This is a genomic window from Bacillus sp. UNC125MFCrub1.1 (genome assembly GCF_000701305.1).
Lineage (GTDB): Bacteria > Bacillota > Bacilli > Bacillales > Bacillaceae > Bacillus > Bacillus altitudinis.
Window position 1 is genome coordinate 156321 of sequence record NZ_JNIG01000011.1, and the last position, 24483, is coordinate 180803.

Consider the following 24483-nt stretch of genomic DNA (forward strand, 5'->3'; position numbering starts at 1 on the left):
GCTGCTATGCTCTGACGTTTTTATTTACACAAATTGAAACGGATTTGTGTTTGATTCTGATACAAAGAATCGCACATCATATTTTTTATCTGTACATAGCGATTCTAGCTTTGTCTTTACGCCTTCTTTCATGATCTTTTCTGCGTAATGACCTGGGTCCACTACATTCAGTCCGAGCATCATGGCATCGTGAGCGACATGGAAATAAAGGTCGCCAGTCACGTACACATCTGCACCCATTCTTTTCGCTTGATGGATATATTTATTTCCGTCTCCTCCAAGCACAGCTACTTTTTTCACGACCGCTTCCTGATCTCCTACAAAACGCGCTCCATTCACATCTAACTTCGTTTTCACAAATTGAGTGAAGTCTTTAAGTGTCATAGGTTCTTTTAATTCTCCAATACGGCCAAGGCCTTTTTGAATAGGAGGAAGATCTGTCGTGTGTACACTGTAAGCCACTTCTTCATAAGGGTGTGCTTTGATCATTTCACGAATCACTTGTTTTTCAATACTTGCTGGGAAAATGGTTTCGATTCGTACTTCTTTCACAAATTCCAATTTACCCGTCTCACCAATAAATGGCACAGCTTCTTCTGATGGCAGAAAACTGCCTGTCCCTTCATTTGAAAAAGCGCAATGACTGTAGTTGCCAATATGGCCAGCTCCCGCATTTCCTAAAGCCGTCCTGATGGCCTCTTCAAATTCCACTGGGACATACAAGGCTAGCTGCTTAATTGGATCTTCGTATGTTGGAACTAGCACTTTTGTTTCCCCGAGCTCTAAAGCGTCTGCAAGCAAGTCATTGACTCCTCCATCAGCCACGTCCAGGTTTGTATGTGCTACATACACCGCAATATCATGTTTGATGCATTTCTCAATGATCCGTCCCGCCGGCTGATCTGTCGCCACATGTTTTAATGGACGGAAAATTGGCGGATGGTGGGCAATAATGAGATCCACCTTCCGCTCAATTGCCTCATCTACCACATTTTCTAATACATCTAAGGTGATCATGACATTGGTCACTTTTTTATTCAGCGTTCCGATCTGGAGCCCAATTTTATCACCTTCCACCGCATATGCCTTTGGTGAGAATTGCTCAAATAATTGGATGATTTCATGCCCGTTCACTGTTTTAGCCAACAGTCAAAACCTCCTTTAGCATTTTTATTTTCGCATTCAGCTCTTTGAGACGTTCTTTGTTCTCTTCCGTCGGCGCTGCTTGTTGAATCTGGCCTTCTATATGCTCCATGTGCTGAAGCTCATTCATCCATTTGCGCCGGAAGACATCATTTTGCTCTTTGGCGAGAAACGGACCAACGAGCATGCCTTTTTCAATCGACATGCCTTCATAGGCTTTATCTTTGTCGCCAGTTTCGGCAATGATGATTTCGTATATTTTGCCATCCTCTTCTAAAATCACTTCATCCATCAATTCATACCCCTCTTGATAGAGCCATAAACGAATATGGTGGGCATGAATATTAGGCTGAAGAATAAGCCTCTCCTGCCCTGTGAACTTGTGCTTACCTTCATTTAGAATGCTTGCAATAAGTGCTCCGCCCATCCCTGCAATCGTGACAGCATTTACCTCGCCTTTTTCAATCACTTCAAGGCCATTTCCTTTTCTGACTGAAATTTGCTCATCTAATTCAAGCCTATGTACTTGCTGCTTCGCAGATTGAAGTGGTCCATCAGTAATTTCACCAGCAATGGCTTTCAATGCTTTATGATGTAATATCGCATAACATGGCAAATAGGCATGATCTGAGCCGATATCAGCAAAGACCGCCTCTTTTGGTAAAAAGTCTGCGACTCTTTTTAATCGTTTTGACAAATTCATTTCATTCATCCATATCACTACTTTTCTTTAATGTTCATACTTGTCTATCTTATATAAATTATGGACTTTTTAAAAGTCGTTTTCAAATGAAAAAAGCTCTTCTGATGAAAAAGAGCTTTTTGCACTTTATTATTTAATTTTGGATACCCATTCTGACATTTCATCGAGCTTTTCATTCGGGATTAGCCCGCCCGGCATCCCATTTCCGCCTTCTTGAATTTTCTTCTTGATGTCTGCTACTTCAAGCTTGTCGCCAACACCTTTTAATGCAGGACCAGCGCCACCTTCGTAGTTTTCCCCATGACAGCTAATACAGTTCTGCTTATACAATTCTTCCGGCGTTGCATTTGCGGTCTCTTCTTGCTTTTGCTCTTTGCCCCCAGAGGCAATTTTGTCTTCATCTTTCAGCCCCTTCATTGATAAGAAAAAAGTGAGTCCAATACCTAAAATGGCAATCAATAAGAATGGTATAAGTGGATTCCGTTTCATTTCTTTCATCCTCCCCTTTGTGAAAAACCCCTTTGAGACTATGCAAACAATTCTAATTCTACTTTAATTTTACAAAAAGTAAACGAATTATGATACAAAACTTTGGTCAAGTTCACAGATTAGACAAAAATGATTCAAAATGAGAAAAGAAGCCTTCAGCACATTTAGATGTATTTTTTATACATCTTTTCTCTAAGAACGTTGCAAATTCATTTGTTATTCAGTAAAATATAATCAGATCAAAAAAGCGTTTTCATTTTGATGAAGAAAGAACGGATCTCTCTCAAGATCCGTCCGGTTTCTATTCTAAGAAGTCTTTTAATCGTTTACTTCTGCTTGGGTGTCTTAATTTACGAAGAGCTTTCGCTTCAATTTGGCGAATACGCTCTCTTGTTACGCCAAACACCTTTCCTACCTCTTCTAATGTGCGTGTTCTTCCGTCATCTAGTCCGAAACGCAGTCTCAGCACATTTTCTTCACGGTCCGTTAGCGTATCTAATACATCTTCAAGCTGCTCTTTTAAGAGCTCATAGGCAGCATGGTCTGATGGAGAAGTCGCCTCTTGGTCTTCGATAAAATCACCAAGATGCGAGTCATCTTCCTCACCAATAGGTGTTTCTAAAGATACTGGCTCTTGCGCAATTTTAAGAATTTCTCTTACTTTCTCTGGTGTTAAATCCATGTCTTCCGCAATTTCTTCTGGCGTTGGTTCTCTACCTAGATCTTGTAGAAGCTGTCTTTGAACACGGATTAATTTATTAATGGTTTCCACCATATGAACCGGGATCCGGATTGTTCTCGCCTGATCGGCAATCGCACGTGTGATCGCCTGTCTAATCCACCAAGTCGCATATGTTGAGAATTTGTATCCTTTGCGGTAATCAAACTTCTCAACCGCCTTCATGAGCCCCATGTTTCCTTCTTGAATCAAGTCAAGGAACAGCATACCACGACCAACATAACGTTTCGCAATGCTGACAACAAGACGAAGGTTCGCTTCCGCTAATCTTCTTTTTGATTCCTCATCGCCTTCTTCAATCTTTTGAGCATACGTAATCTCTTCTTTCGCAGATAGCAAATTGACGCGCCCGATCTCTTTTAAGTACATACGAACAGGATCATTAATTTTGACACCTGGTGGTACGCTTAAATCATTCAGGTCAAATTCCTCTTCTGCCTTAGCCAGCTGCTGAACATTTGGGTCTTCAGTCTCTTCGTTTTCACTGATGAGTTCTACACCCTGTTCGCCTAAGTATTCATAGTATTCATCCATCTGGTCTGATTCAATTTCAAAGCTAGACATACGCTCTGCAATTTCTTCGTATGTTAAAACGCCCCGTTTTTTACCCGTTTCAGTGAGCTTATCTCTCACCTGTTCAAAGGTTAATTCAGTTTCAGTTTCGTGGGCTTGTTTATCAGCCATTATGGATCCCTCCTTCCAAAGCTTGCAACGAATTCTAAAGTAACTTGCGATTTGCTTCTGCTCTGCCTTTCTCTCTCTATCAAACAGAATGAGCAAATAGGAATAAAATAAATAATGATGAAGGCAAGATGCTTGCGGTCTTATGCTCCTCCCATTAAAGGATTCATTGCCAGCCGTAAGTCTTGTCATAAATAGTAGACGTATTACTTCAGCGAACGGTTCAACTGAATAATTTCTTTTGCAAGTGTTGCCGCTTTGAAGAAATCTTTTTGCCTCTCCGCCTCTGCACGTTCTAGTTCTTTTTCCTTTATCATTGACAAATTCCGATGATTCAACACTTTTTTTACATAATCACTTAATTCAGCTTCACTTAGTTCGTCTCCAACTTGAATCATGAAAATATCCGTCAGGAGCTGATTGATCACATCATCTTCTATACGGTTCATCAGATGCTGCGGGGTCGGCTCCTTGCCTTCTTCATACAATGCATAAATGTATGTTGCCAGCGCTCTGTGCGAATCTATATTAAATTCAAACCCTATCCTATCAAGCACTTTTCGGATCACGTCATCATTTTTCAACATATGTGCAAGGAGCATTCGCTCTGCGTTTTCATATGCCGGCCTTAGACGTTTTCGTCTTACCTGTGTTGACAGATGTGCACGCCGCTTTTCAAGTCCATTTTCTTCTTGCGAGCTCTTGGCCTCTTGTCGCTGCTGCTTTTCAAAAAGCTCCAATTGCTCCTTTAATGAGTCAAGTGAAATGGAGAACTCCCCAGCCAGCTGCTTCATGTAAATCTCTTGTTCCAAGGAACCGTTTAATCGGCTAATTTCTCGGAGAACCTGCTTCATGTAAGTCAGGCGGTCTCCTTCGTCAGACAAATTCTTTCCTCTTCGGAAAAAGTTCATCTTAAATGTCATTAATGTCACACTTGCATCTATGATGTCATTCCTAAATTTCTCGCCGCCATATTTACGAATGTAATCATCTGGATCAAGTCCATCTGGTATCATGGCAACGCGAACTTTACATCCTCTTTTTCCAAGCAAATCTGATGCTTTCATGGTCGCTTCATACCCGGCCGTGTCAGAGTCATAACATAAAATGATCTCTTCAACGTTCCGTCTAAGAAGCTTTACGTGCTCTTCTGTTAAAGACGTACCCATTGTTGCAACACTTTCGCCAACACCACTTGTGACAGCCGAGATGACGTCAGCAAATCCTTCGAAAAGGACTGCACGTTCGCGTTTTCTAATATGCATACGCGCGTCATGAAAGTGATAAAGCAGCTTACTTTTATGAAAAAGTGGCGTTTCTGGACTATTCATATACTTTGGCTGCTGATCACCAAGTGATCTTCCAGAAAAAGCGACGACCGTCCCGTGATGATCATGAATTGGAAACATGACACGATCTCTAAAGCGGTCAAAAAAACCTGTGCCGTTTTCTCGTTGAATCAAAAGACCAGCCTTCTCCATCATCGCAGGATCAAACCCTCGTTTTTCTAAAAACTTGGTCACGAAATCCCACGAGTCGAGAGCATACCCGATCTCAAACTTGGCAATTGTTTCATCCGTAAAGCCCCTGGACCTTAAATAATCGAGTGCGTTTTGACCTTCCTTTGTATTTACCAGCAAATGGTGGTAAAATTTCTTAAGAAGCTCATGCGCCTCAATCATTTTATGATCTGCTGTATCCTCTTGCTGTGAGGAACTGATCTGCGCATTCGCTACATGATCCGGCAAATCAATATGGTACTTATCAGCAACATGTGAAACGGCTTCAATAAATGAGTAGCCTTCCATTTGTCTGAGGAACGAAAATACATTGCCTCCTGCACCACAGCCAAAACAATGGAAGATTTGCTTATCTGCTGAAACAGAGAATGAAGGAGTATTTTCACCATGGAATGGACAAAGACCGAAGTAATTCCGACCTTGTTTTCTAAGCTGTACGTATTCTCCAATCACTTCGACAATGTCTGCGTTTTTTTGGATTTGCTCCAAAAGTTCATCTGGTATACGTTTGCTCATCCTAATAACACTCCGTCGTACATTATTCGCCTTTTAATTCAAAAATCCTTCATGATTCGACAGGATTTTTTGTAGTTGGGCAATAAATCGCTTTTTATCCTCTTCTAAAAGCTTTTTGGGACCTTTTCCGTATACACCTTTTCTTCGCTGTTTACTGGAAACATGCCTGCGTTCCAAATCAAAATCAATTGTTTCGTTTGTGTACATTCGTCCTCTTTCAGACAGAACAATGACTTGTCTTGGAAGCAGTAAGGAGGACAGACCAATATCCTGGGTGACAACAATATCGTGCTTGACAGCTAAGTTCGCAATGACTAAATCTGCTGCTTCCTTATGTGTATCAACAAACCGCCAATCTTCAAGTGGTGATCGTTTGGTTTGAAAATGCTCATATGAAGCAATGAAAGTCACAGGTACTTGAAATTGAGATGCGACAGAAAGGATTTCGTCTTTTACAGGACAAGCATCTGCATCGACATAAATCGTCCTTTCTTTTTTACGTTCATTCAGGTGACTAATTCTCCATCCCTCCACCTTATTCCTGCTTTAGAGAAGCAAAAAGACCATACTTTTCCCCCATAAAGCAATCAACAGTAAAACTCATTTTGTCGAAAAGTTATGTTCAGAATCACTTGACTTCTGCCAATATTAGTTTATTCGTTCTTGACTTAACTTAAACCTAAAATCAATCATTTTATCACAATTTTTTATTATAATACAAATGCAGCAAATATGCTATTGTTTTTGTTTACCCGTTTCCCACCATAGGAAAAACCCAGGAGGAGCATCCTGAGTTTATTCGGAACCTCTTTTGGTCAGCATTTGATGAATGACATTTGCTGTCTCCTCAACTGCTTTATTCGATACATCAACAACTTGACAGTTAATGCGGTCAACCACTTTTTCAAAATATTCTAGTTCCTCTTTAATCCGCTCGATATTCGCATAAATGGCACGGTCATTTAAACCGAGTGATTTTAAACGTTCTTTACGGATATGATTCAGTTTGTCTGGACTAATTTTCAGGCCGATGCATTTTTTGGGATCAACTGAGAATAACTCCTCTGGCGGATCAACTTCAGGAACAATCGGAACGTTTGCTACCTTCAAGCGTTTATGTGCTAAGTATTGAGAAAGTGGTGTCTTAGACGTACGCGATACACCAATCAGCACAATATCAGCCTTTAGAATACCTCTTGGGTCCCGGCCATCATCATATTTCACAGCGAACTCAATGGCTTCTACCTTTTTAAAATAGTCCTCATCTAATTGACGTACACGACCTGGCTCATGTTTCGCTTCATTTCCATATGCCGTCTCCATTTTATCAATAAGTGGACCGATAATGTCATAGTACACGACGCCATTCGCTTCTGCTTCTTCTATTAAGAATTGGCGCATTTCTGGCACAACAAGAGTAAAGCAAACGATCCCATTATCTGCTTTCGCCAATGAAATCACTTCTTTAATCGTACCGACATCCTCTACATATGGGATTCTTCTAATATTTGAATGGTCGGATGAGCCGCCATCAAATTGGCTAAGTGCCGCTTTGACCACGAGCTCTGCCGTTTCTCCTACTGAATCTGATACAACAAAAATTACGCGATTACTCATAACATCCCCTCGCAGTCTTCTGTAATTAGATAATTTCGTTCTCTGATAAGCTAACAAGTATTTTCGTCATGTTTGTTTTCGTAATTCTGCCGACCACTTCAAAGCCTTTATCCGTATCTTTTATAACAGGAAGTGCATCTATTTGCTTTTCAATCAAGTGCTTGGCCACATCCATAATAAAATCTTCTTTGCGGCAAACGGTAATGTTCGGCATTCTTGTCATAATAATATGGACAGGTATAGATGGAAGCTCTTGTTTCCCAATACTTGCTCGAAGGAGGTCTTTTCTTGATAACACGCCTGTTAAAATAGAGTGATCGTCCACAACGAATAATGTGCCCACATCCTCTAAAAACATCGTACAAATCGCATCATAAACCGAAACATTCTCGTGTATCACGACCGGAATGGACTGAAAATCTTTCACTTGAAGTTTTTTCAGCTTATCTGCCAGAAGCTGCGTGCCTGTTTTGCCTGTAAAAAAGTAGCCGACCCTTGGTCTTGCTTCTAAAAAGCCAGACATCGTTAAAATGGCTAAATCCGGTCTGAGGGTAGCCCTTGTTAAGTTCAGCCGATCGGCGATATGCTCTCCAGTGATCGGACCATTCTCTTTGACAATCTGTAAAATCTGCTCTTGCCGTTTATTTAACTCGATTGTACTCACCACCTTTAAATAGAGAGAGCGAATCCTTACTTTATGTATATCAATTTCATAACTCATCATATTATAGCGCATCTTCGTCCGAATGAAACAAAAATCCACTCAAAAACCGCGAATTAAATGAGTAAAAAACGATTGCCCTTCGAAAAAGGCAACCGTTCTTAGGTATTTATTTTACAATTAAATTGTTCATATTCGCAAATGATTGAATGACTTTTGCAAGTTTGACCATTTGTGCCAAACGATTTTGTTTCAGTTTTTCATCATCGGCATGAACCATGGTATGGTCGAAATAATGAACAATTGGTGCTTTTAATGTATCTAGCGCTTCAAGTGCTGATTGGTACTGACCTTTTGCCATATACTCGTTGACGGCTTTTTCCGCTTGCTGATATGCTTCAAATAGCTTTTGTTCGTGTTCATTTTCAAACAGTTCAGGCTGAATCTGTGCGTCTTCCCCTTTTTTACTGATTGAAATGACGCGGCCTAGTGCCTCAGCCGTTTCTTTGAAACTCTCCTGTTTCACACTCTCTTCAAGAACAGCCGCTTTTTTCACAACCGCATATGGTTCAATATTTTCAACATCAAGGACTGCTTCCACCACGTCATGACGGATATGTTCTGCTTGGAGGACATATTTCAAACGGTGTGTTAAAAATTCAATGAGAGCAGCTTCATGTTTTGTCTCTACTTGAGCTAGTGCTAGAAGCTCTTTAAATGAAAGATTCCATTGGCGGTCGAGCAGGATTTGAACGATACCGCTCGCTTGTCTTCTTAGTCCATAAGGATCTTGAGAGCCCGTTGGAATGACATCAATTGAGAAGAATGAACAAATAGAATCTAGCTTATCCGCCACTGCAACAATCGCCCCAATAAGTGTTGACGGCGCATCGTCACCGGCAAAACGCGGCATATAGTGCTCGTTGATACTCTTTGCCACTTCTTCATGCTCGCCAAGTGCTCTAGCATATTTTTCACCCATGATTCCTTGCAGTTCTGGGAATTCATAGACCATCTGAGTCACAAGGTCAAATTTAGAAATACTGGCTGCTCTTGCAGCGCGTTTAGACGTTTCTTCATCTGCACCCACATGATCTGCTAGGCGGACGGCAATGTCTGTTACTCTTTTCAGCTTGTCGCCAATCGTGCCAAGTTTCTCATGGAATACGACTTTATCAAGCTTTTGAATGTTGTCTTCAATGACGAGTTTTTCGTCTTCTTTATAGAAAAATGCCGCATCTGATAAACGTGCACGAAGGACCTTTTCGTTCCCTCTTGCCACATTTTCAAGTGCCTCACTGTTTCCATTTCTGACCGTAATAAAGTGCGGCAGTAATTCCCCTTGTTCATTTTTCACAGGGAAATAACGCTGATGCTCTTTCATTGTCGTGACAAGCACTTCTTCCGGCAGCGCAAGAAATTCTTCTTCAAAAGAACCAAATAGAACGGTTGGATATTCAACGAGATCGTTCACTTCTTCTAGAAGCTCAGGATCAACTGGAATGACCCAGCCTTTTTCGGAAGAAAGCGCATGTAATTGCTCAGTAATTAATTGTTTTCTTTTATCTGAATCTACAATGACAAATTGATCTCTTAATGTTTGCTCATAAGAAGCTGGTGTGTCAATGCTGGCTGTCGTTCCTAGGAAACGATGTCCTCTAGTCTCCCGTCCGCTTTTCACTCCTGCAATTTCGACAGGAATGATCTCTTGACCAAATAAACAAACAATCCATTTAATTGGACGGATATAGCGTAAATCCTCGCTTCCCCATCTCATGTTCTTTGGAAAACTCAATGAAGCGGCAATGTCACCCAATGCTGGAAGAAGGTCTTTGACTTGCTTACCTTCTTGAAACTTTTGGACATGGACATAATCCAGACCTTTGATGTCTTTGAAATAAAGATCTTCTGTTGAAGCGCCTTGTCCGCGGGCAAAACCTTCGGCAGCTTTTGTCCAATTGCCTTCAGCATCTTGAGCAATCTTTTTAGCCGGTCCTTTTGCTTCTTCTTTGATGTCCTCTTGTTTTTCTGCAACACCTTTGACGAGTACAGCTAGACGTCTTGGTGAATTAAATAAAGCAACGTCTTCGAATGAAATATTTTGCGCTACGAACCAAGCTTTTACTTTGTCACCTAGCTGCTTTGTGCTTTCTGGCATGAAACGAGCCGGCATCTCTTCTAAGCCGATTTCAAGTAATACATCTTGTTTATTCATGAGAAGCCGCCTCCTCTTTTAGCATAGGGAATCCTAGTTTTTCTCGTTCTTCGTAATATGTTTTGGCTACTTTTCTCGCTAACTGACGTACTCTTCCGATATAACCTGTTCGCTCAGTCACAGAAATCGCGCCTTTGGCATCAAGCAGGTTAAATGTGTGAGAACATTTGAGTACATAATCATATGCCGGGTGAACAAGCCCTTTGTCCATTTGGCTATGTGCTTCTTTTTCATATGTTGTAAATAAATCGAACAGCATATCCGTATTAGATGTTTCAAACGTATACACAGAATGCTCGTATTCAGCCATTAAGAATAAATCTCTTACAGTAAAGCCATCTGTCCATTCAAGGTCAAACACATTTTCTTTGTCCTGAATGTAAGAAGCAAGGCGCTCAATTCCGTATGTGATTTCAACAGAAACTGGCTTACATTCTAAACCGCCGACTTGCTGGAAATACGTAAATTGCGTAATTTCCATTCCATCAAGCCAAACTTCCCAGCCAAGTCCTGCGCAGCCAAGAGATGGGTTTTCCCAGTTGTCTTCAACAAAACGAATATCATGTTTCAGCGGGTCAATGCCAAGCGCCTTCAATGATTCTAGATACAGTTCTTGAATATTGTCAGGTGATGGCTTAATGATCACTTGAAATTGATGATGTTGATACAATCTGTTTGGGTTTTCTCCATATCTGCCGTCAGCCGGGCGTCTTGAAGGTTCTACATAAGCTACCTTCCATGGCTCTGGCCCAATGCTTCTGAGGAACGTGTATGGACTCATCGTTCCAGCACCTTTTTCTGTGTCATATGCCTGCATTAATACGCAGCCTTCATTTGACCAATGCTTTTGCAGTGTCAAAATCATGTCTTGAATATTCAATGATCGCACCTCCATCTTTTTTACACCATCCGCTATGTATGGCGGTGGGGCCTAGAACCTTTTTGCAAAACACAAAAACTCCCGTCTCTATGCTCACAAGGTTCCTTGCAAACATAGGGACGAGAGTTTTTCCCGCGGTTCCACCCTATTTGCTGGTGTCGTAGCACCCAGCCGCTTTGTTTTACGTTGCTCAAGAATGCCTTTCGTTACGTGTCCATCCTTAGCTCACACCGCCCTAAGGTCGCTTTTATGGCTGATACGTAAGTACTTCTTTCTGTCAATGCAACATATTTGATCTTAGATGATCTTACAAAAAGTCACGAGAGATGTCAACTTTTGTTTTCACCGTCCATTAGCTTTTTCATGGATTCCATTTGATTCATGAATTTTTTTGATTTTAAATAAAGACCTGAATACTCTTCATAATAATGATCGAGCACTTGACGAATTTCTTGTTTCGTCTGTGGTTTCACGTCAACCTGACCAAGCCTTGATAAATCAAAATAATGAAACAAACGGAGCAGTCTTGCTGCTGCTGGGGATAAGGGCAGTTTATATGGATCTTTAGAAAAGCATTGCCTACAGATGAATCCGTTATCTCTAATTGAGAAATGGAACTGCCCTTCTTTTTGACCGCAGTGTACACATTGGTCCAGTTCAGGCTTCAACCCCATCACTGACAGCATTTTAACCTCTACGATAAATAAAATAATATCAGCATCTGTGCCTTCATTGAGATGGCGTAAAGATTGAAGAAGAAGTTCAAACAAGTAAGGGTTTGGCTTCTTTTCTTCTGTTCCTTTATCAAGTAATTCTGTCATATATGCGGCATATGCAGTCAGAAATAAATCTTCCCGAATGGTTCGCATGCTTTCCATCATTTCACCTTGCTGGAGCGTTCCAAGTCCTGTTGATGATTGGATCAGGAAGGTTCCGTATAAAAACGGCTGGCTTATGGCTGACAGGCGGCTGTTCGATTTCTTAGCGCCTCTTGCCATCACACCAATTTTCCCATGTTCTCTAGTGAGCAGCGTGACAATTTTGTTTGTTTCGCCATAATCTGTTGTTCTAAGGACGATTCCTTCACTTTTAATGAGCATTTGTCTACACTCCGAGCATTGGAGGGGGTCAAGAATTATAAGATTGGAAAATCAAGTCGTGCTATTTCTTCTTCAAGTACATCGGGTCTTTCCAGGTTCTCCTTTTCTAACTCTTTGAAAAGCAGATACGTGTCAACGCTTCCTGTTTGTGAAAATACGTTCCATGTAAAATTCAACATAAAAACCCCACCTTTCTTTATTAGAAGCAGCAACGCTACATCCAACATATTAATTTTATCTTGACCAGGCTACCTCCATTTCATGATAAACAATTTTTACTAATCGAACCGCACCATTGTCAGATCTACTAACAACTGTATCGGTTTTTAATATTCGTCTTCTCTAAATCCGAAATCACGAAGATGTGTGGATTTATTACGCCAGTCCTTCTGCACTTTTACCCAAAGCTCTAAATACACCTTTGAGCCTAAAAGTGCTTCAATGTCTCTGCGCGCTTTTTGTCCCACTTCTTTTAATAAGCTGCCGCGCTTACCAATCACAATCCCTTTTTGTGAATCACGTTCTACGACGATGGTCGCTGCAACATGAATCTTGCCGTTTTCATCTGGCTTGATCGATTCAATCGCAACCGCAATACTGTGAGGGATCTCTTCTCTCGTTAAATGCAGCACTTTTTCACGAATTAATTCAGAAATAATAAATCGCTCTGGGTGATCTGTTACTTGATCTGCCGGATAAAATTGAGGGCCTTCTGGAAGATAACCTTCAATTTGCTGAAGAAGCGTATCAATGTTGTTGCCTTCAAGTGCTGAAATTGGCACAATTTCCTTAAATGGGTAACGTGTACGGTATTCATCAATTAAAAGGAACAGTTCATCCGGATGAATTTGGTCAATTTTATTGACGACAAGGAACACCGGTGTCGATGTTTGCTTTAGTCGTTCAATGATGAATTCATCACCTTTTCCATAGCCTTCCTGTGCGTTGATCATAAACAAGATCAGGTCGACTTCCTTGAGTGTATTTTGAGCCACCCTCATCATAAAATCGCCAAGTTTGTGCTTCGGTTTATGAATTCCTGGTGTATCGATAAAAATCGTTTGTGACGTGTTCGTTGTCAGAACACCTTGCACTTTGTTTCGAGTCGTTTGGGGCTTATCACTCATAATCGCAATCTTTTGTCCAATTACACGATTAAGAAAGGTCGATTTCCCTACATTTGGTCTTCCAATAATTGATACAAATCCTGATTTGAAGCTTTCGTTAGTCATTTAAATCCTCCGGTGAAAATGCGCCTGGCAATAGTTCGTTTACTGTCGTTTCGTATATATGACCTTTTAAGTTCGTTAGAATCACTGGCATATCAGGTGCACATAGCTCTGAAATGACCTGTCTGCATGCGCCGCATGGTGAAACAGGCCGATCTGTATCAGCCACTACTGCAAGCATTTGAAAAGATGTGATGCCCTCTGAGTACGCTTTAAAAAGTGCTGTTCTTTCCGCACAATTACACATACCATATGCTGCATTTTCAATATTGCAGCCGCCATACACTTTTCCGTCATGCGATAATAATGCTGCACCGACTTTGAATTTAGAATAGGGTACATATGCAAAATCTCTTGCTTTGACTGCTTCTGAAATCAACTCTTGTTTGTTCATTCTAGTTCCCACTTTCAGAAGAAATGGTACCACTGTCACATTTATATTTTACATAATTCACGTGACATTTTCACGCCCATTTCTAAAAATGTTAATAAATAGTAATATTGTTCTATTGCATGATCTTCGGTAAGAAGATGATCAACCCAATCATAACCGAAATGGCGGCGTAAACGCAAACAGCGCCTGCTGCCGCGTCCTTCGCTCTCTCAGCAAGAGGATGCTTCTCTTCTGTGAAAAGATCTACTGTATGTTCAATCGCTGTATTCACAAGTTCTAACGCAAACATCCCGCCGCATAAAAGCAGAATGATCATCCATTCAACCGGATGAATGTGAAACCAAAAGCCGCAAATCACCACGATGATGGCTGCGACTGTGTGAAACCGAAAATTCCGTTCATTCAAGAAAGTTCGCCATATTCCTCTAAATGCATAATAAAAACTCCGAAAAAAACGGACAAGCGGCGTTCGCTTCTTACGATGATCTCGAAAGGCCATAATCATCCAAGATTTTTGTCTGTTTGGCGAACATTTCTTTTTCATCTTCTTCTGTCATATGATCATAGCCAAGCAAATGAAGAAAACCATGAATCGTTAAAAATCCTAGCTCTCTCATGAAGGAATGTCCATATTCCTCTGCTTGCTCTTTCGTACGATCAACACTAATGATAATGTCACCAAGTACAGGCGGAATGTCATCAGCTCCAATGATTTCAATTTCCCCTTCGCCTTCTTCCTCAAGGGCAAATGAAATCACATCTGTTGGTGCATCTTTTCCTCGGTATTCTTTATTAATTTGATGAATTTCTTCATTTGAAACGATCGATACTGATACTTCCGCTTGATCTTTTACCTCAAGGGCATCCGCAGCAAATTGAAGAAGCTTTTCCACTTCTTCAAGCTGCTCTTTCGATACTTGTCCTGTTTCATCTATTAAATCGATTAACAATGTCATTTACTTCACCTTCTGCTTCGGGGCATCTGGATATTCAATCCGAGAATGGAAAATCCCCTTTAATGTTGTACAAATTGTTTGGCTAATAATATTTAATTCTTTAAATGTCAGATCACATTCACTAAATTGCCCATCCTGCATCTTATCTGAAATAATGCCTTTGACAAGCTTTTCAATCCGCTCAGGGTTTGGATTATGCATCGAACGAACCGCCGCTTCCACGCTGTCAGCTACAGAAATAATGGCCGCTTCTTTCGATTGCGGTTTTGGACCAGGATAACGAAATTCTTCTTCTGTCACCTGATCATCCCGTTCTTTTGCCTTATAGTAAAAGAACTTCAGCAGGGACTTTCCGTGATGCTGTTCTGCAATGTCCACAAGTTCCTCTGGAAACTTCTTTTCTCTCAGCATTTCAGCACCATCTGTCGTATGGGCAATAATAATATTCTTGCTCAGCTGAGGAGAAAGCTTGTCGTGCGGATTATCAATGTTCATTTGGTTTTCAATAAAGTATTGTGGTCTTTTCGTTTTTCCAATGTCATGATAATAAGCTCCAACCCTTGCTAACAATCCATTTGCACCGACTGCTTCACATGCAGCATCCGCTAAATTCGCCACCATGACACTATGATGATATGTACCTGGCGTCTCTGTTAAGATCTTTTTCAGCAGCGGATGATTCGGGTTCGATAATTCAATAAGCTTCATGGTCGAAAGAATGCCAAACATGCTCTCAAAGACTGGCATTAACCCGATAACCAAAATAGCCGATGCAAACCCTGACACAATCGCCATGATGAGGTTTACACCTATTTCAAGCCCTGATGGAGAAGAATTTTGAATCAGCATAATGGACAGCACAACAAGTACATTCACCAAAGCTACCCAAAGCCCCGCCTGCAAAATTTTTGATCTCGCATTATGTTTTCTCAAAAATAAAATCCCCGCCATCCCGCTTATTAAATAATAAGCACAGATGACATAGTTAAAGACGCCTGTTACTCCTTGATTAAACATCATACTGCCGCAAAGGGCAAATACAAGGCCGGAGAAGATCGCCAGCCGCTCATTGATCAGCAGCTTAATCAGCATCGTGCCAAGTGCCACAGGCACGACGTAGCCGATGGTTGTATATTTGGTTTCCTGGAAGAGACTGAATACTTCCATGATGATTAAAATAATGGTGAAAATAAGCGAGTACAGCAGTAACGATTTATTCTTATGGACGAGCGACTTTTTCCTCGATTCCAGTGAGTGGACAATCGCCGCTAAGAAGAGACCAATTAAGATGATAAGACCGCTTACAGGCTTAAACAAATTGGAGCTGTTTAAAAGGCCGGTCAGTTCTAATTTGCGATACACTTCGCGGTCAATGAGCTCTCCTTCTTCCACTAAAATTTGCCCTTGCTTAATTTGAACCGGCTGGATATTATCAGCTGCTTCTTGTCTTTTCTTCTCTGTTGCGACCGGGTCAAATACATAGTTTGGAATAATCGCAAATTCACCAATTTCTTTCGCTGCATTTAAATATTTTGACGGAATCGAATTGTTTTCAAGCTCTGCTTTCACTTGTTTTTTCTCATCTTGCAGCTTAGAAGCTGTGATTTCTTTACTCATGAGAGAATTGACCACTGTGATGATGGAGTCCTTTGTAAAAGAAAGGTTTTCGTCGCTTGCTTGGAGCAGTGCTTTAATCGATTGATCCGAAACAGCTTCCTGCATATCGGTTGTGAGTTTCTCTTTTACACGCTTCACCATCTCTTGATCTGTTGGCGGGTTCTCTTTGTCATCAGCTGCTGCTTTCTTCTCTTCTTTAATGGCTTCAAAGAGGGATGAAATGAGGTCAACACGATTATCAGAATACGCTTTTTTGAGTGTATATTGGTCTTCCACTTGATCCGTTGCTTCTTGTTTCTTTTCTTCTGTTGCTTCTTGGTCATCAACGGTAGACGGAGAATAGATGGTCTGTTCGCTCACTGAAAACAAATCTAGGTCGAGCGATTCAGGCTTTACATGGAAGAAGAGCACCACAAACAGGATGGCCGCTAAACCAGCGTATAGCAGTACGTTTAAATAGCGTGAGCGCTCCATTTTCTGAGGTTCTTTTTTAGACAGCAGCCTTTTGCGCTTACTGCCTTTCTGATTCTTTCTCAAGGAAAGTACCTCCTTTTTTACTTTAAACCACGATCGAAACAAAATGACCCGATTAAGGCGATCGGGTCACTCAGTTCATTTTTGCTTTTCGTATGCTCCAATGATCTTCGCCACAAGCGGGTGTCTGACCACATCTGTCTGATCTAATTCAATGAATGAGATACCCTTGATCTCAGCAAGCATGTCCTTTGCAGCTGCAAGGCCTGACTGCATACCTTTAGGCAAATCAATTTGTGTAATATCTCCTGTAATGACCATTTTAGAACCAAAGCCTAGTCTCGTCAAAAACATTTTCATTTGAGCTGGCGTTGTATTCTGCGCTTCATCTAAAATCACAAATGCATCATCAAGCGTCCGCCCTCTCATATAGGCAAGAGGGGCAATTTCAATCACTCCGCGCTCAATTAAACGTTCCGTATGATCACTACCAAGCACATCGTGCAGAGCATCATATAGCGGTCTTAAATAAGGATCGACTTTTTCTTTTAAATCTCCTGGCAAAAAGCCAAGACTTTCTCCTGCTTCAACAGCTGGCCTTGTCAGGATAATCCGTTTGACATGTCCATTTTTCAGGGCATGTACGGCGTTGACCACTGCTAAATACGTTTTACCTGTACCAGCAGGTCCAATCCCAAAGACCAGATCATCTTTTTTCATTGCCGCAGCATATTCACGCTGGCCGATCGTTTTGACTCTGATCGACTTGCCTTTGGCATTTTTCGTAATTTCATCTTCATACATATTTTCAAAATAATTGAGCTTGTCTTTTTGCGCCATTTTAATGGCATAGACGACATCCCGCTCAGAAATCTCAATTCCTTTACGAATGAGATGTAAGAGAGATGTAATCAAACGGCTCACAGTATCTCTTGATGCTTCCTGACCAGAAACATACACTTTCTCTCCACGTGTGATAATGGAGACATTCAGCTCGTTTTCCATCAGTTTCAGATAAGCATCTTGATTGCCAAATAAAGCAATGGCTTCGTTTGGGCTATCCAATTTTTGTTGAATCTCAAGTAAATGTTCTGTCATTCTCTAGTCTCCCTGAACAATAGGTGTTGGTTGAACAATATCTTCTATTACTTGGTAAAGGATGATTAACTTAACTTTACCATTCCCTGTTGTCTCGTGCAAAACTTTTTCACTTTTCACCTCACCTGTTTGACCTAGCTTTTCTTCTAATTCTTTTTTACCCATTTTAATCCCTGCTTGAACCGCTTCTTTATTTGTGTATTCTCGATTTATTTTTTCACTTTCTCGTGTGATTTCCTTTTCATAGGAGAACGGCAATTGCATATTCAAAAAATGAAGCGGGTGAACTTCTGTTTCTGTTTTCGGCTGCTGAAAATCATCTTTTTTAAAGGAAAATCCCCAAAATGGGATGGAGCCTCCAAATAAGGAGAGCTTGTGCTTTGTCTTCATTTTACCCGTAAAGACATCAAAAGATGTTCGAAGAGGGACAGAAACTTCAGATCGGTACCATGTTTCACCATATATTTTCGCTTTAGCTCCGACCGTTTTTTTCTGATCTTCACTCCCAATTAAACCTGAGACGAGCATCTGCCCTTTTTTCACATGCTCATCGACCTGGGCAAGCGGTTCTCCCTTTTCTACATACATTCTCGTGATAACCGCCTTTTTCTTGGCAAAGATGTGCTGAGGACTTGTATATTTCTCCTTTTCAGGTTCATTTTTTTCGACCACTTTCATTTGAAACGTCGTTCCGTTCAGTTCAACTCCGACCCATGTAATGCTCTGAATATTGGTCGTCAATGACTTTTGTATTTTTTCAGGTGTCCCCATGAGAAACTGAAAACGCCCTTTTTGTACCCCTATTTCGTCCAGATGCTTTCTCATTTGGTGTTCTGTTTCTGGATTCGCACCTTTAATCTCAATTTTCCACACCATATTTGAAAGAGCCAATATCGTCACTAGGAAAAAAGCCATCCCGAGGGTGAAGCCAATATTTCTTCTCGACCATAGAAGAAGAAACGGGAACCCTTTCTTTTGATGAAACGAACATTTCACCTCATGATGTCTGCGCACTTTTCTAAAGGCATGTACATCTGAGAGGCGAATAAATAAGCGCACGCTGTCTTGACGGCGGCTCACTTGAAAAATTGTGATCCCCTGTCTCGTGCACTCATTGATTAGCCGCTCAATACCGCTTCCTCTTATCTCCACTTCCACTCTGCCAATAAAATAGGAAAACCATTTGTTCTTCACGTTTCTCCCCTCCGTCAGTTAAGAATCAATATAACGGACCTCATCGATTTTCCCCTCTAATAAGATCTCTTCTGGCAAAATCGTTTTAATCACAAAGTCTTTTCCTGAAATAATGCACTGTCCTTGCTTGAGCATCAGCCTTACCTCTTGATCACTGAAAAGTAAAAGCCCTTTATGGTTCTCTATGTAAATATGGAGTCTGCCAACCATCGTAATACGGGGAAGATCCATCATCACGTCCGGAGGGATTTCAAGTGTTCTTGTCAGCCATGCTTTAAGTTGATTTTTTCTTTTTCCCATTCAATAAGAACCCCTTCCCACCTCATGTGTATGAGATCAAACTGAAAGATGGTGAGACTGATGAGAAAGTCTCTATATCATCCTATTCCTCAGCGGTTCATATCATGCTAATGAATCCCGTAAAACAGCCGTTTCATCATTTTGACTAAGAAAAATCTCCATTACGCAACAAAAAAGCCCCCTTAAGAATAAGGGGACTTTCTTCTTTATCTTTTATATGGTCGTTTCATCGTTCGATGCGGCTTTTTCGCACGAGGCTCTCCAAATACTTCACCAAGGATCATCCCTTGAACGACCGTATCTTGGTTGAGCTTCTCAATGATTTTCGGCTTCATTTCAGCAGATGCTGCCTTTGGCCTAGTAAGCTGTCTTTCAAGCGATTGAAACTCTTTATTCAGCTCGCTTTTTCTTTCTTCCATTTCGGCAAGTGTAGCGGTATAACGATCCTGTAAGGACTGTGAACCTTGTTTCTTCATCCCGCCATGATCATGTACATCGCCAAAATCGTCCAACTGGTCTGTTTTGACCGGGGCTGGTCGTGTTTGTTCTGCCTTCTTTTGAGGAGCTGGCTTTTGCTGCCGGTTATTTTGTTCCTTCTCCTCTTGTTTGCCGATTTTCCCAAAGACCGCAGAGATAATACCGATGATAATCGCTATTAGTAACGGATTTTCAAATAGAATGTCCAATGGGCTCCCTCCTTAAAGCGTGAGAGGATGCTTATTTGTTTTCATTATCAGATGGACCTTTTGTCATTTTGCCAAATGAATCTCTCATATCCGTATCAGCATCGATATTCTTAATGTTCATGTAGTCCATAACTCCAATATTACCTTCACGTAGTGCTTCGGCCATTGCAAGTGGTACTTCAGCCTCTGCTTCTACTACTTTCGCGCGCATTTCTTCAACTCTCGCACGCATTTCTTGTTCTTGTGCAACAGCCATAGCGCGGCGTTCTTCTGCTTTCGCCTGTGCAATGTTTTTGTCGGCTTCTGCTTGGTCTGTCTGCAGGATCGCCCCGATATTCTTACCGATATCAACATCTGCGATATCAATCGAGAGAATTTCAAATGCTGTACCTGAATCTAATCCTTTACCAAGAACCGTTTGAGAAATCATATCAGGATTTTCAAGAACCTTTTTATGATTATCTGATGAACCGATTGTCGAAACAATCCCTTCACCTACACGAGCAATGATCGTTTCTTCCCCTGCACCACCGACAAGCCTGTCAATGTTTGCACGAACTGTAATACGTGCTTTTGCTTTTACTTCAATCCCGTCCATCGCAACACCTGAGATAAATGGTGTTTCAATGACTTTAGGGTTTACACTCATTTGGACAGCTTCAAGTACGTCACGGCCTGCTAGGTCGATTGCCGCACAGCGAGCAAAGTTCAATTCGATATTCGCACGCTGAGCTGCGATCAGTGCGTTGACAACTCGGTCTACGTTACCACCTGCAAGATAGTGGCTTTCTAATTGGTTAATCGTCGCATCAAGACCTGCTTTATGCGCTTTGATGAGCGGGTTGACCACTCGGTTTGGAATCACTCGGCGAAGCCTCATTCCTACAAGTGTAAAAATGCTCACTCTTACGCCAGCCGCTAGGGCAGAAATCCACAGCATCACCGGTACAAAGGTGAAGAAGATCGATAGAACGATCAAACCTGCTGCGATAATCACAAATAATAGTAAAGTAGATGGATCCATTTTATTCCTCCTATAAAATCAGTATATCTATACTTTCCTCACGACAATGCGTGAGCCTTCCGCTTTCACAATTTTTACTTGTTCATCCTTATCGATAAAAGCACCTTCTGACACAACATCAATGCGCTCGTCTCCGAATACAATCGTACCAGATGGACGAAGTGCTGTTGCTGTCACTGCGATTTGTCCTACAAGATCATCTCTTGTTTCATTTGAGACATAACCACTTTCTTTATTGGTTGAATCGGTTAAAATGAACTTTTTAAAAAATTTCATACGTTTCCCCAACACCTTTGTCAATAAAATAACTGCTATGATTGAAACAGCAGTGGCAATCAAGATGGAAATCGCCATTTCTGTAAAGCTTCCAGCTGCTAAAAATAAGCTGACAACAACACAGATTAGTCCAATGACACCCACGATTCCCCCTGGCAAAAATAATTCCAGAATGATCAACACAATCCCTGCCAAAAACAGGAACAATGTCTCATATCCTGCAAAACCTGCCACGAGATGACCATAAAAGAATAGAAGAAGCGCTGTGACTCCCATGGTGCCTGGGACCCCAAACCCGGGAGAATATAATTCAACAATTAACCCTAAGCTCGCGATGGATAAAAGGATAGGAATGACGATCGGATGCGTGAGAAAACGCGCAACCTTTTCAGCAAAGCTCACTTCATCGTATTGAACAGAAGCGTCTGCTAAGTTCAGCTTCTGAAGCAAGTCATCCATATTTTTCGCTTCTCCTTCTGCATAACCGAACTGAAGTGCCCGATCTGTATTAAAGGTCAGCAATTCTCCTTTTGGTGCACCAGCTTCTTTTGCGTCTATATCTACATCTGCCATCGCAAGAGCATATTTTGGATTACGCCCCTGCTTTTCAGCAGCGTCACTCATTTCAGCAAGCCATAGAGATTCAGATTTTTGATCGGCAGCGTTGCCTTCACCATCAATGATCGCAGCAGCCCCCATCTTTCCGTTTGGGGTCATATAAATTTGATCGGCATTTAAGGCAATGAATGCCCCGGCTGAAAGCGCTCTATGATTCACAAACGCTGTCACTGGGATATCGGATGCACGAATGGTATCGGCGATTTCAAGCGCCGCATCGACTGCACCACCTGGTGTATTGATGTCGAGAATGATGTGCTTCGCCCGTTCCGACTTTGCCTGCTCAAATGATCGTTCAATGAATTTAGAAAGTCCTTTTTCTACTGTATCTTCAATTGGGATAACATGAACTTTCTGATCTGCTGATTTCGCGGTCAATTGAACCCCTAATAACAAGCATATTATAAAACAACTGAAGAGAGCAATAGAAATTTTCATTTTTTTCATCTATTTGGTGATCCCCCCTCTCTTTCTTTCATTTTACCGTTCCTTTACATACGTTACAAATGTATCATAGGTTTCATTTTTATATGACAGGTTTATGAAGACATAAAAAAAGTACCCTTCTAACATGAGAAGGATACTTTTTTATTGAGACAGTTGCTCGCTGACAAGTCTGTTAATCACAGCACCATCAGCTTTACCTTTTACTTTTGGCATAATAGCGCTCATCACTTTACCCATATCAGCTTTCGATGAAGCACCGGTTTCGGCGATTGTTTCTTTCACAACCGCCTGCAGTTCTTCTTCAGAAAGCTGTTCAGGTAAATAAACGTCTAAAATGTCAATCTCTTTTTGAACTTTATCTACTAAATCTAAGCGATTAGCTTTCGAAAATTCATGGAGGGAGTCTTTACGTTGCTTAATCTCGCGGGAAAGGACGGTTAGTTCCTCATCTCCGGTCAAACTGTCTTTCTTAAGCTTTATTGCTTCATTTTGCAGTGAAGCCTTTACCATACGAATGACAATAAGCTTGTCTTTCTCTCGGTTTTTCATAAAAAGCTTCATATCAGAATTTAATTGCTCAAGAAGACTCATAAAATCCACCCTCTTTAGAATTTACGTTTTCTAGCAGCTTCAGACTTTTTCTTACGCTTTACGCTAGGCTTTTCATAAAATTCACGCTTTCTTGCTTCTTGCAATGTTCCAGTTTTGGATACACTGCGTTTAAAGCGACGAAGAGCATCTTCAAGCGATTCGTTTTTTCTAACGACCGTTTTTGACATTCTCTTTCCCTCCCTCCGAATACACCAATCGACTGCATTAAAAAAAGATATACATGCAAAACATGTACCTAGACATTATAATATAAGCCTAGGTTGAGGTCAACTAAGTGATTTGGAAATATATTTTCGTCATGAGCAGGTAGACAAGTCCATATATTCATTGGTAAGAGGAGGACTTTTCTATGATGGCGATCATTTATTTTTGTGCACTTATTTTCATTTTTTTATGGGCAATGGGTTTGCTTAGGAAAGGATTAATGGCGCTCACGTCGTCTCGTATTGAGAAATCACTTCTTCTCTTTACAGATCATCCAGTCAAAGCATTCTTGGTCAGTATTGTGTTTACAGGGGTTCTTCAAAGCAGTTCGGCATTTATGGTCATCGTTATCGGCTTTGTGAGTACAGGCATTCTCACGTTTAAAAAATCCATACCCATGATTCTTGGAACGAATATCGGCTCAACATTTACGACAGAATTTATTGCCATTAAGATGGACGTGTTTATGTGGGTTCTGATTGCAGCTGGTCTTTTATGTATCATTTTGGGCAGGAAGTCTTTTCGATATGCAGGAAAAAGTTTATTTGGGCTTGGCATGATCTTTTTTTGTATTCAAAGTTTTTCAAAAATTGCAGGGATGATGACCAGTCAGCCAGAGACACTGCGTTTCCTTGAAATGATGCAGCACTCCGATTGGACAGCTCTTCTCTCTGGTACAGTGCTCACGGCGATTGTTCATTCAAGTTCTGTATGTATCGGTATTTTGATGGGATTTATGAATGAAGGGACTGTCGCTCTAAAAGAAGGCATCAGCTTTGTTTTAGGATCCAATATCGGAACATGTATTACTGCCGTGATGGCTGCTATCTCTGGCGGTTATGCAGCCCGCCAAACCGCGTATGCGCACGTCGTGTTTAATGTTCTAGGTGTTCTTTTATGTCTTCCTTTTCTCGCCTTTATCACAGAGTTTGTTGCGTTTTTAGCAAGCTCTCCTGCCCAGCAGATTGCGCACTTTAGTCTGCTGTTTAATGTTGCAAGTTCTCTCCTCTTTTTCCCGTTCATCCGCCCTTTTCACGCCTTGATTTTGTTCCTTCTTCCGAATCGGTCAACATAAAAGAAACCGGCTTGC

Annotated in this window: 26 protein-coding genes; 1 reads left to right on the top strand and 25 read right to left on the bottom strand. The window is 41.2% G+C overall.

The genetic code is table 11. The annotated features are described in order from the left end of the window. Window positions 1-24: 24 nt before the first annotated feature. The 25 genes from N521_RS08235 to rpsU form a co-directional block, all read right to left on the bottom strand. Window positions 25-1146 carry a Nif3-like dinuclear metal center hexameric protein gene (locus N521_RS08235; RefSeq protein ID WP_017358008.1) on the bottom strand — a complete coding sequence of 374 codons (1122 nt, stop codon included), beginning with the start codon at window positions 1144-1146 and terminating at the stop codon, window positions 25-27. Continuing rightward, a complete protein-coding gene (locus tag N521_RS08240) occupies window positions 1139-1855 on the bottom strand; it encodes a tRNA (adenine(22)-N(1))-methyltransferase (RefSeq protein ID WP_017358009.1) in 717 nt (238 codons plus the stop codon). The genes N521_RS08235 and N521_RS08240 overlap by 8 nt, the downstream gene beginning before the upstream one ends. Window positions 1856-1975: 120 nt before the next feature. Then, window positions 1976-2335 carry a cytochrome c550 gene (gene cccA, locus N521_RS08245; protein WP_008342390.1) on the bottom strand — a complete coding sequence of 120 codons (360 nt, stop codon included), beginning with the start codon at window positions 2333-2335 and terminating at the stop codon, window positions 1976-1978. A 301-nt stretch (window positions 2336-2636) separates the two neighbouring features. Next, window positions 2637-3758, bottom strand: coding sequence for an RNA polymerase sigma factor RpoD (rpoD, locus tag N521_RS08250; protein ID WP_008342392.1), 1122 nt, complete (start codon window positions 3756-3758; stop codon window positions 2637-2639). Window positions 3759-3961: 203 nt separating this feature from the next. Continuing rightward, window positions 3962-5791 (bottom strand): DNA primase, encoded by a 1830-nt coding sequence (gene dnaG, locus N521_RS08255; RefSeq protein WP_008342393.1) that lies wholly within the window; start codon window positions 5789-5791, stop codon window positions 3962-3964. Between the two features lie 33 nt (window positions 5792-5824). Next, a complete protein-coding gene (locus N521_RS08260) occupies window positions 5825-6325 on the bottom strand; it encodes a YaiI/YqxD family protein (protein WP_035390840.1) in 501 nt (166 codons plus the stop codon). Window positions 6326-6586: 261 nt separating this feature from the next. Next, window positions 6587-7408, bottom strand: a complete 822-nt coding sequence (locus N521_RS08265; protein WP_008342399.1) for a pyruvate, water dikinase regulatory protein — start codon at window positions 7406-7408, stop codon at window positions 6587-6589. A gap of 25 nt (window positions 7409-7433) precedes the next feature. After that, a complete protein-coding gene (locus tag N521_RS08270; RefSeq protein ID WP_024423017.1) occupies window positions 7434-8072 on the bottom strand; it encodes a transcriptional regulator CcpN in 639 nt (212 codons plus the stop codon). Window positions 8073-8238: 166 nt separating this feature from the next. Further along, complete coding sequence (glyS, locus tag N521_RS08275) at window positions 8239-10284, bottom strand: glycine--tRNA ligase subunit beta (RefSeq protein WP_035390841.1); 2046 nt, start codon at window positions 10282-10284, stop codon at window positions 8239-8241. Further along, the gene (gene glyQ, locus N521_RS08280; protein WP_003217487.1) at window positions 10277-11164 is read right to left on the bottom strand and encodes a glycine--tRNA ligase subunit alpha; all 888 of its coding nucleotides are present in this window, start codon (window positions 11162-11164) and stop codon (window positions 10277-10279) included. The genes glyS and glyQ overlap by 8 nt, the downstream gene beginning before the upstream one ends. Before the next feature lie 329 nt (window positions 11165-11493). Continuing rightward, window positions 11494-12264: a DNA repair protein RecO gene (gene recO, locus N521_RS08285; RefSeq protein WP_007501304.1), complete on the bottom strand. Its 771-nt coding sequence runs from the start codon at window positions 12262-12264 to the stop codon at window positions 11494-11496. A 35-nt stretch (window positions 12265-12299) separates the two neighbouring features. Beyond that, entirely contained in the window at window positions 12300-12443 is a 144-nt protein-coding gene (locus N521_RS19155; protein ID WP_008342408.1) for a YqzL family protein, read from the bottom strand. A gap of 147 nt (window positions 12444-12590) precedes the next feature. Next, the gene (gene era / locus N521_RS08290; protein WP_007501305.1) at window positions 12591-13496 is read right to left on the bottom strand and encodes a GTPase Era; all 906 of its coding nucleotides are present in this window, start codon (window positions 13494-13496) and stop codon (window positions 12591-12593) included. After that, window positions 13489-13887, bottom strand: coding sequence for a cytidine deaminase (locus tag N521_RS08295; RefSeq protein ID WP_008342410.1), 399 nt, complete (start codon window positions 13885-13887; stop codon window positions 13489-13491). The genes era and N521_RS08295 overlap by 8 nt, the downstream gene beginning before the upstream one ends. Window positions 13888-13999: 112 nt before the next feature. Continuing rightward, window positions 14000-14386: a diacylglycerol kinase family protein gene (locus tag N521_RS08300; RefSeq protein WP_008342413.1), complete on the bottom strand. Its 387-nt coding sequence runs from the start codon at window positions 14384-14386 to the stop codon at window positions 14000-14002. Then, complete coding sequence (gene ybeY / locus N521_RS08305; protein WP_007501310.1) at window positions 14364-14843, bottom strand: rRNA maturation RNase YbeY; 480 nt, start codon at window positions 14841-14843, stop codon at window positions 14364-14366. Before ybeY ends, N521_RS08300 begins: the two co-directional genes overlap by 23 nt. Continuing rightward, entirely contained in the window at window positions 14844-16958 is a 2115-nt protein-coding gene (locus tag N521_RS08310; RefSeq protein WP_370648338.1) for an HD family phosphohydrolase, read from the bottom strand. 114 nt (window positions 16959-17072) lie between these two features. Next, window positions 17073-18032 (bottom strand): PhoH family protein, encoded by a 960-nt coding sequence (locus N521_RS08315; RefSeq protein WP_008342419.1) that lies wholly within the window; start codon window positions 18030-18032, stop codon window positions 17073-17075. Between the two features lie 3 nt (window positions 18033-18035). Next, entirely contained in the window at window positions 18036-19226 is a 1191-nt protein-coding gene (yqfD, locus tag N521_RS08320; RefSeq protein ID WP_035390845.1) for a sporulation protein YqfD, read from the bottom strand. Between the two features lie 18 nt (window positions 19227-19244). Further along, the gene (gene yqfC / locus N521_RS08325) at window positions 19245-19526 is read right to left on the bottom strand and encodes a sporulation protein YqfC (protein WP_003217398.1); all 282 of its coding nucleotides are present in this window, start codon (window positions 19524-19526) and stop codon (window positions 19245-19247) included. A 206-nt stretch (window positions 19527-19732) separates the two neighbouring features. Continuing rightward, window positions 19733-20212, bottom strand: a complete 480-nt coding sequence (locus N521_RS08330; RefSeq protein WP_017358016.1) for a hypothetical protein — start codon at window positions 20210-20212, stop codon at window positions 19733-19735. Between the two features lie 31 nt (window positions 20213-20243). Further along, a complete protein-coding gene (gene floA, locus N521_RS08335) occupies window positions 20244-21236 on the bottom strand; it encodes a flotillin-like protein FloA (protein WP_007501317.1) in 993 nt (330 codons plus the stop codon). Window positions 21237-21263: 27 nt separating this feature from the next. Continuing rightward, complete coding sequence (locus tag N521_RS08340; protein WP_017367624.1) at window positions 21264-22577, bottom strand: NfeD family protein; 1314 nt, start codon at window positions 22575-22577, stop codon at window positions 21264-21266. A gap of 141 nt (window positions 22578-22718) precedes the next feature. Further along, window positions 22719-23168 carry a GatB/YqeY domain-containing protein gene (locus tag N521_RS08345; protein ID WP_007501319.1) on the bottom strand — a complete coding sequence of 150 codons (450 nt, stop codon included), beginning with the start codon at window positions 23166-23168 and terminating at the stop codon, window positions 22719-22721. 14 nt (window positions 23169-23182) lie between these two features. Continuing rightward, window positions 23183-23356, bottom strand: a complete 174-nt coding sequence (rpsU, locus tag N521_RS08350; RefSeq protein WP_003152957.1) for a 30S ribosomal protein S21 — start codon at window positions 23354-23356, stop codon at window positions 23183-23185. A gap of 182 nt (window positions 23357-23538) precedes the next feature. On the opposite strand from rpsU, the gene N521_RS08355 reads away from it, so the two are divergent. Further along, a complete protein-coding gene (locus tag N521_RS08355) occupies window positions 23539-24468 on the top strand; it encodes a Na/Pi symporter (RefSeq protein WP_017367625.1) in 930 nt (309 codons plus the stop codon). The last annotated feature ends 15 nt before the right edge of the window (window positions 24469-24483 follow it).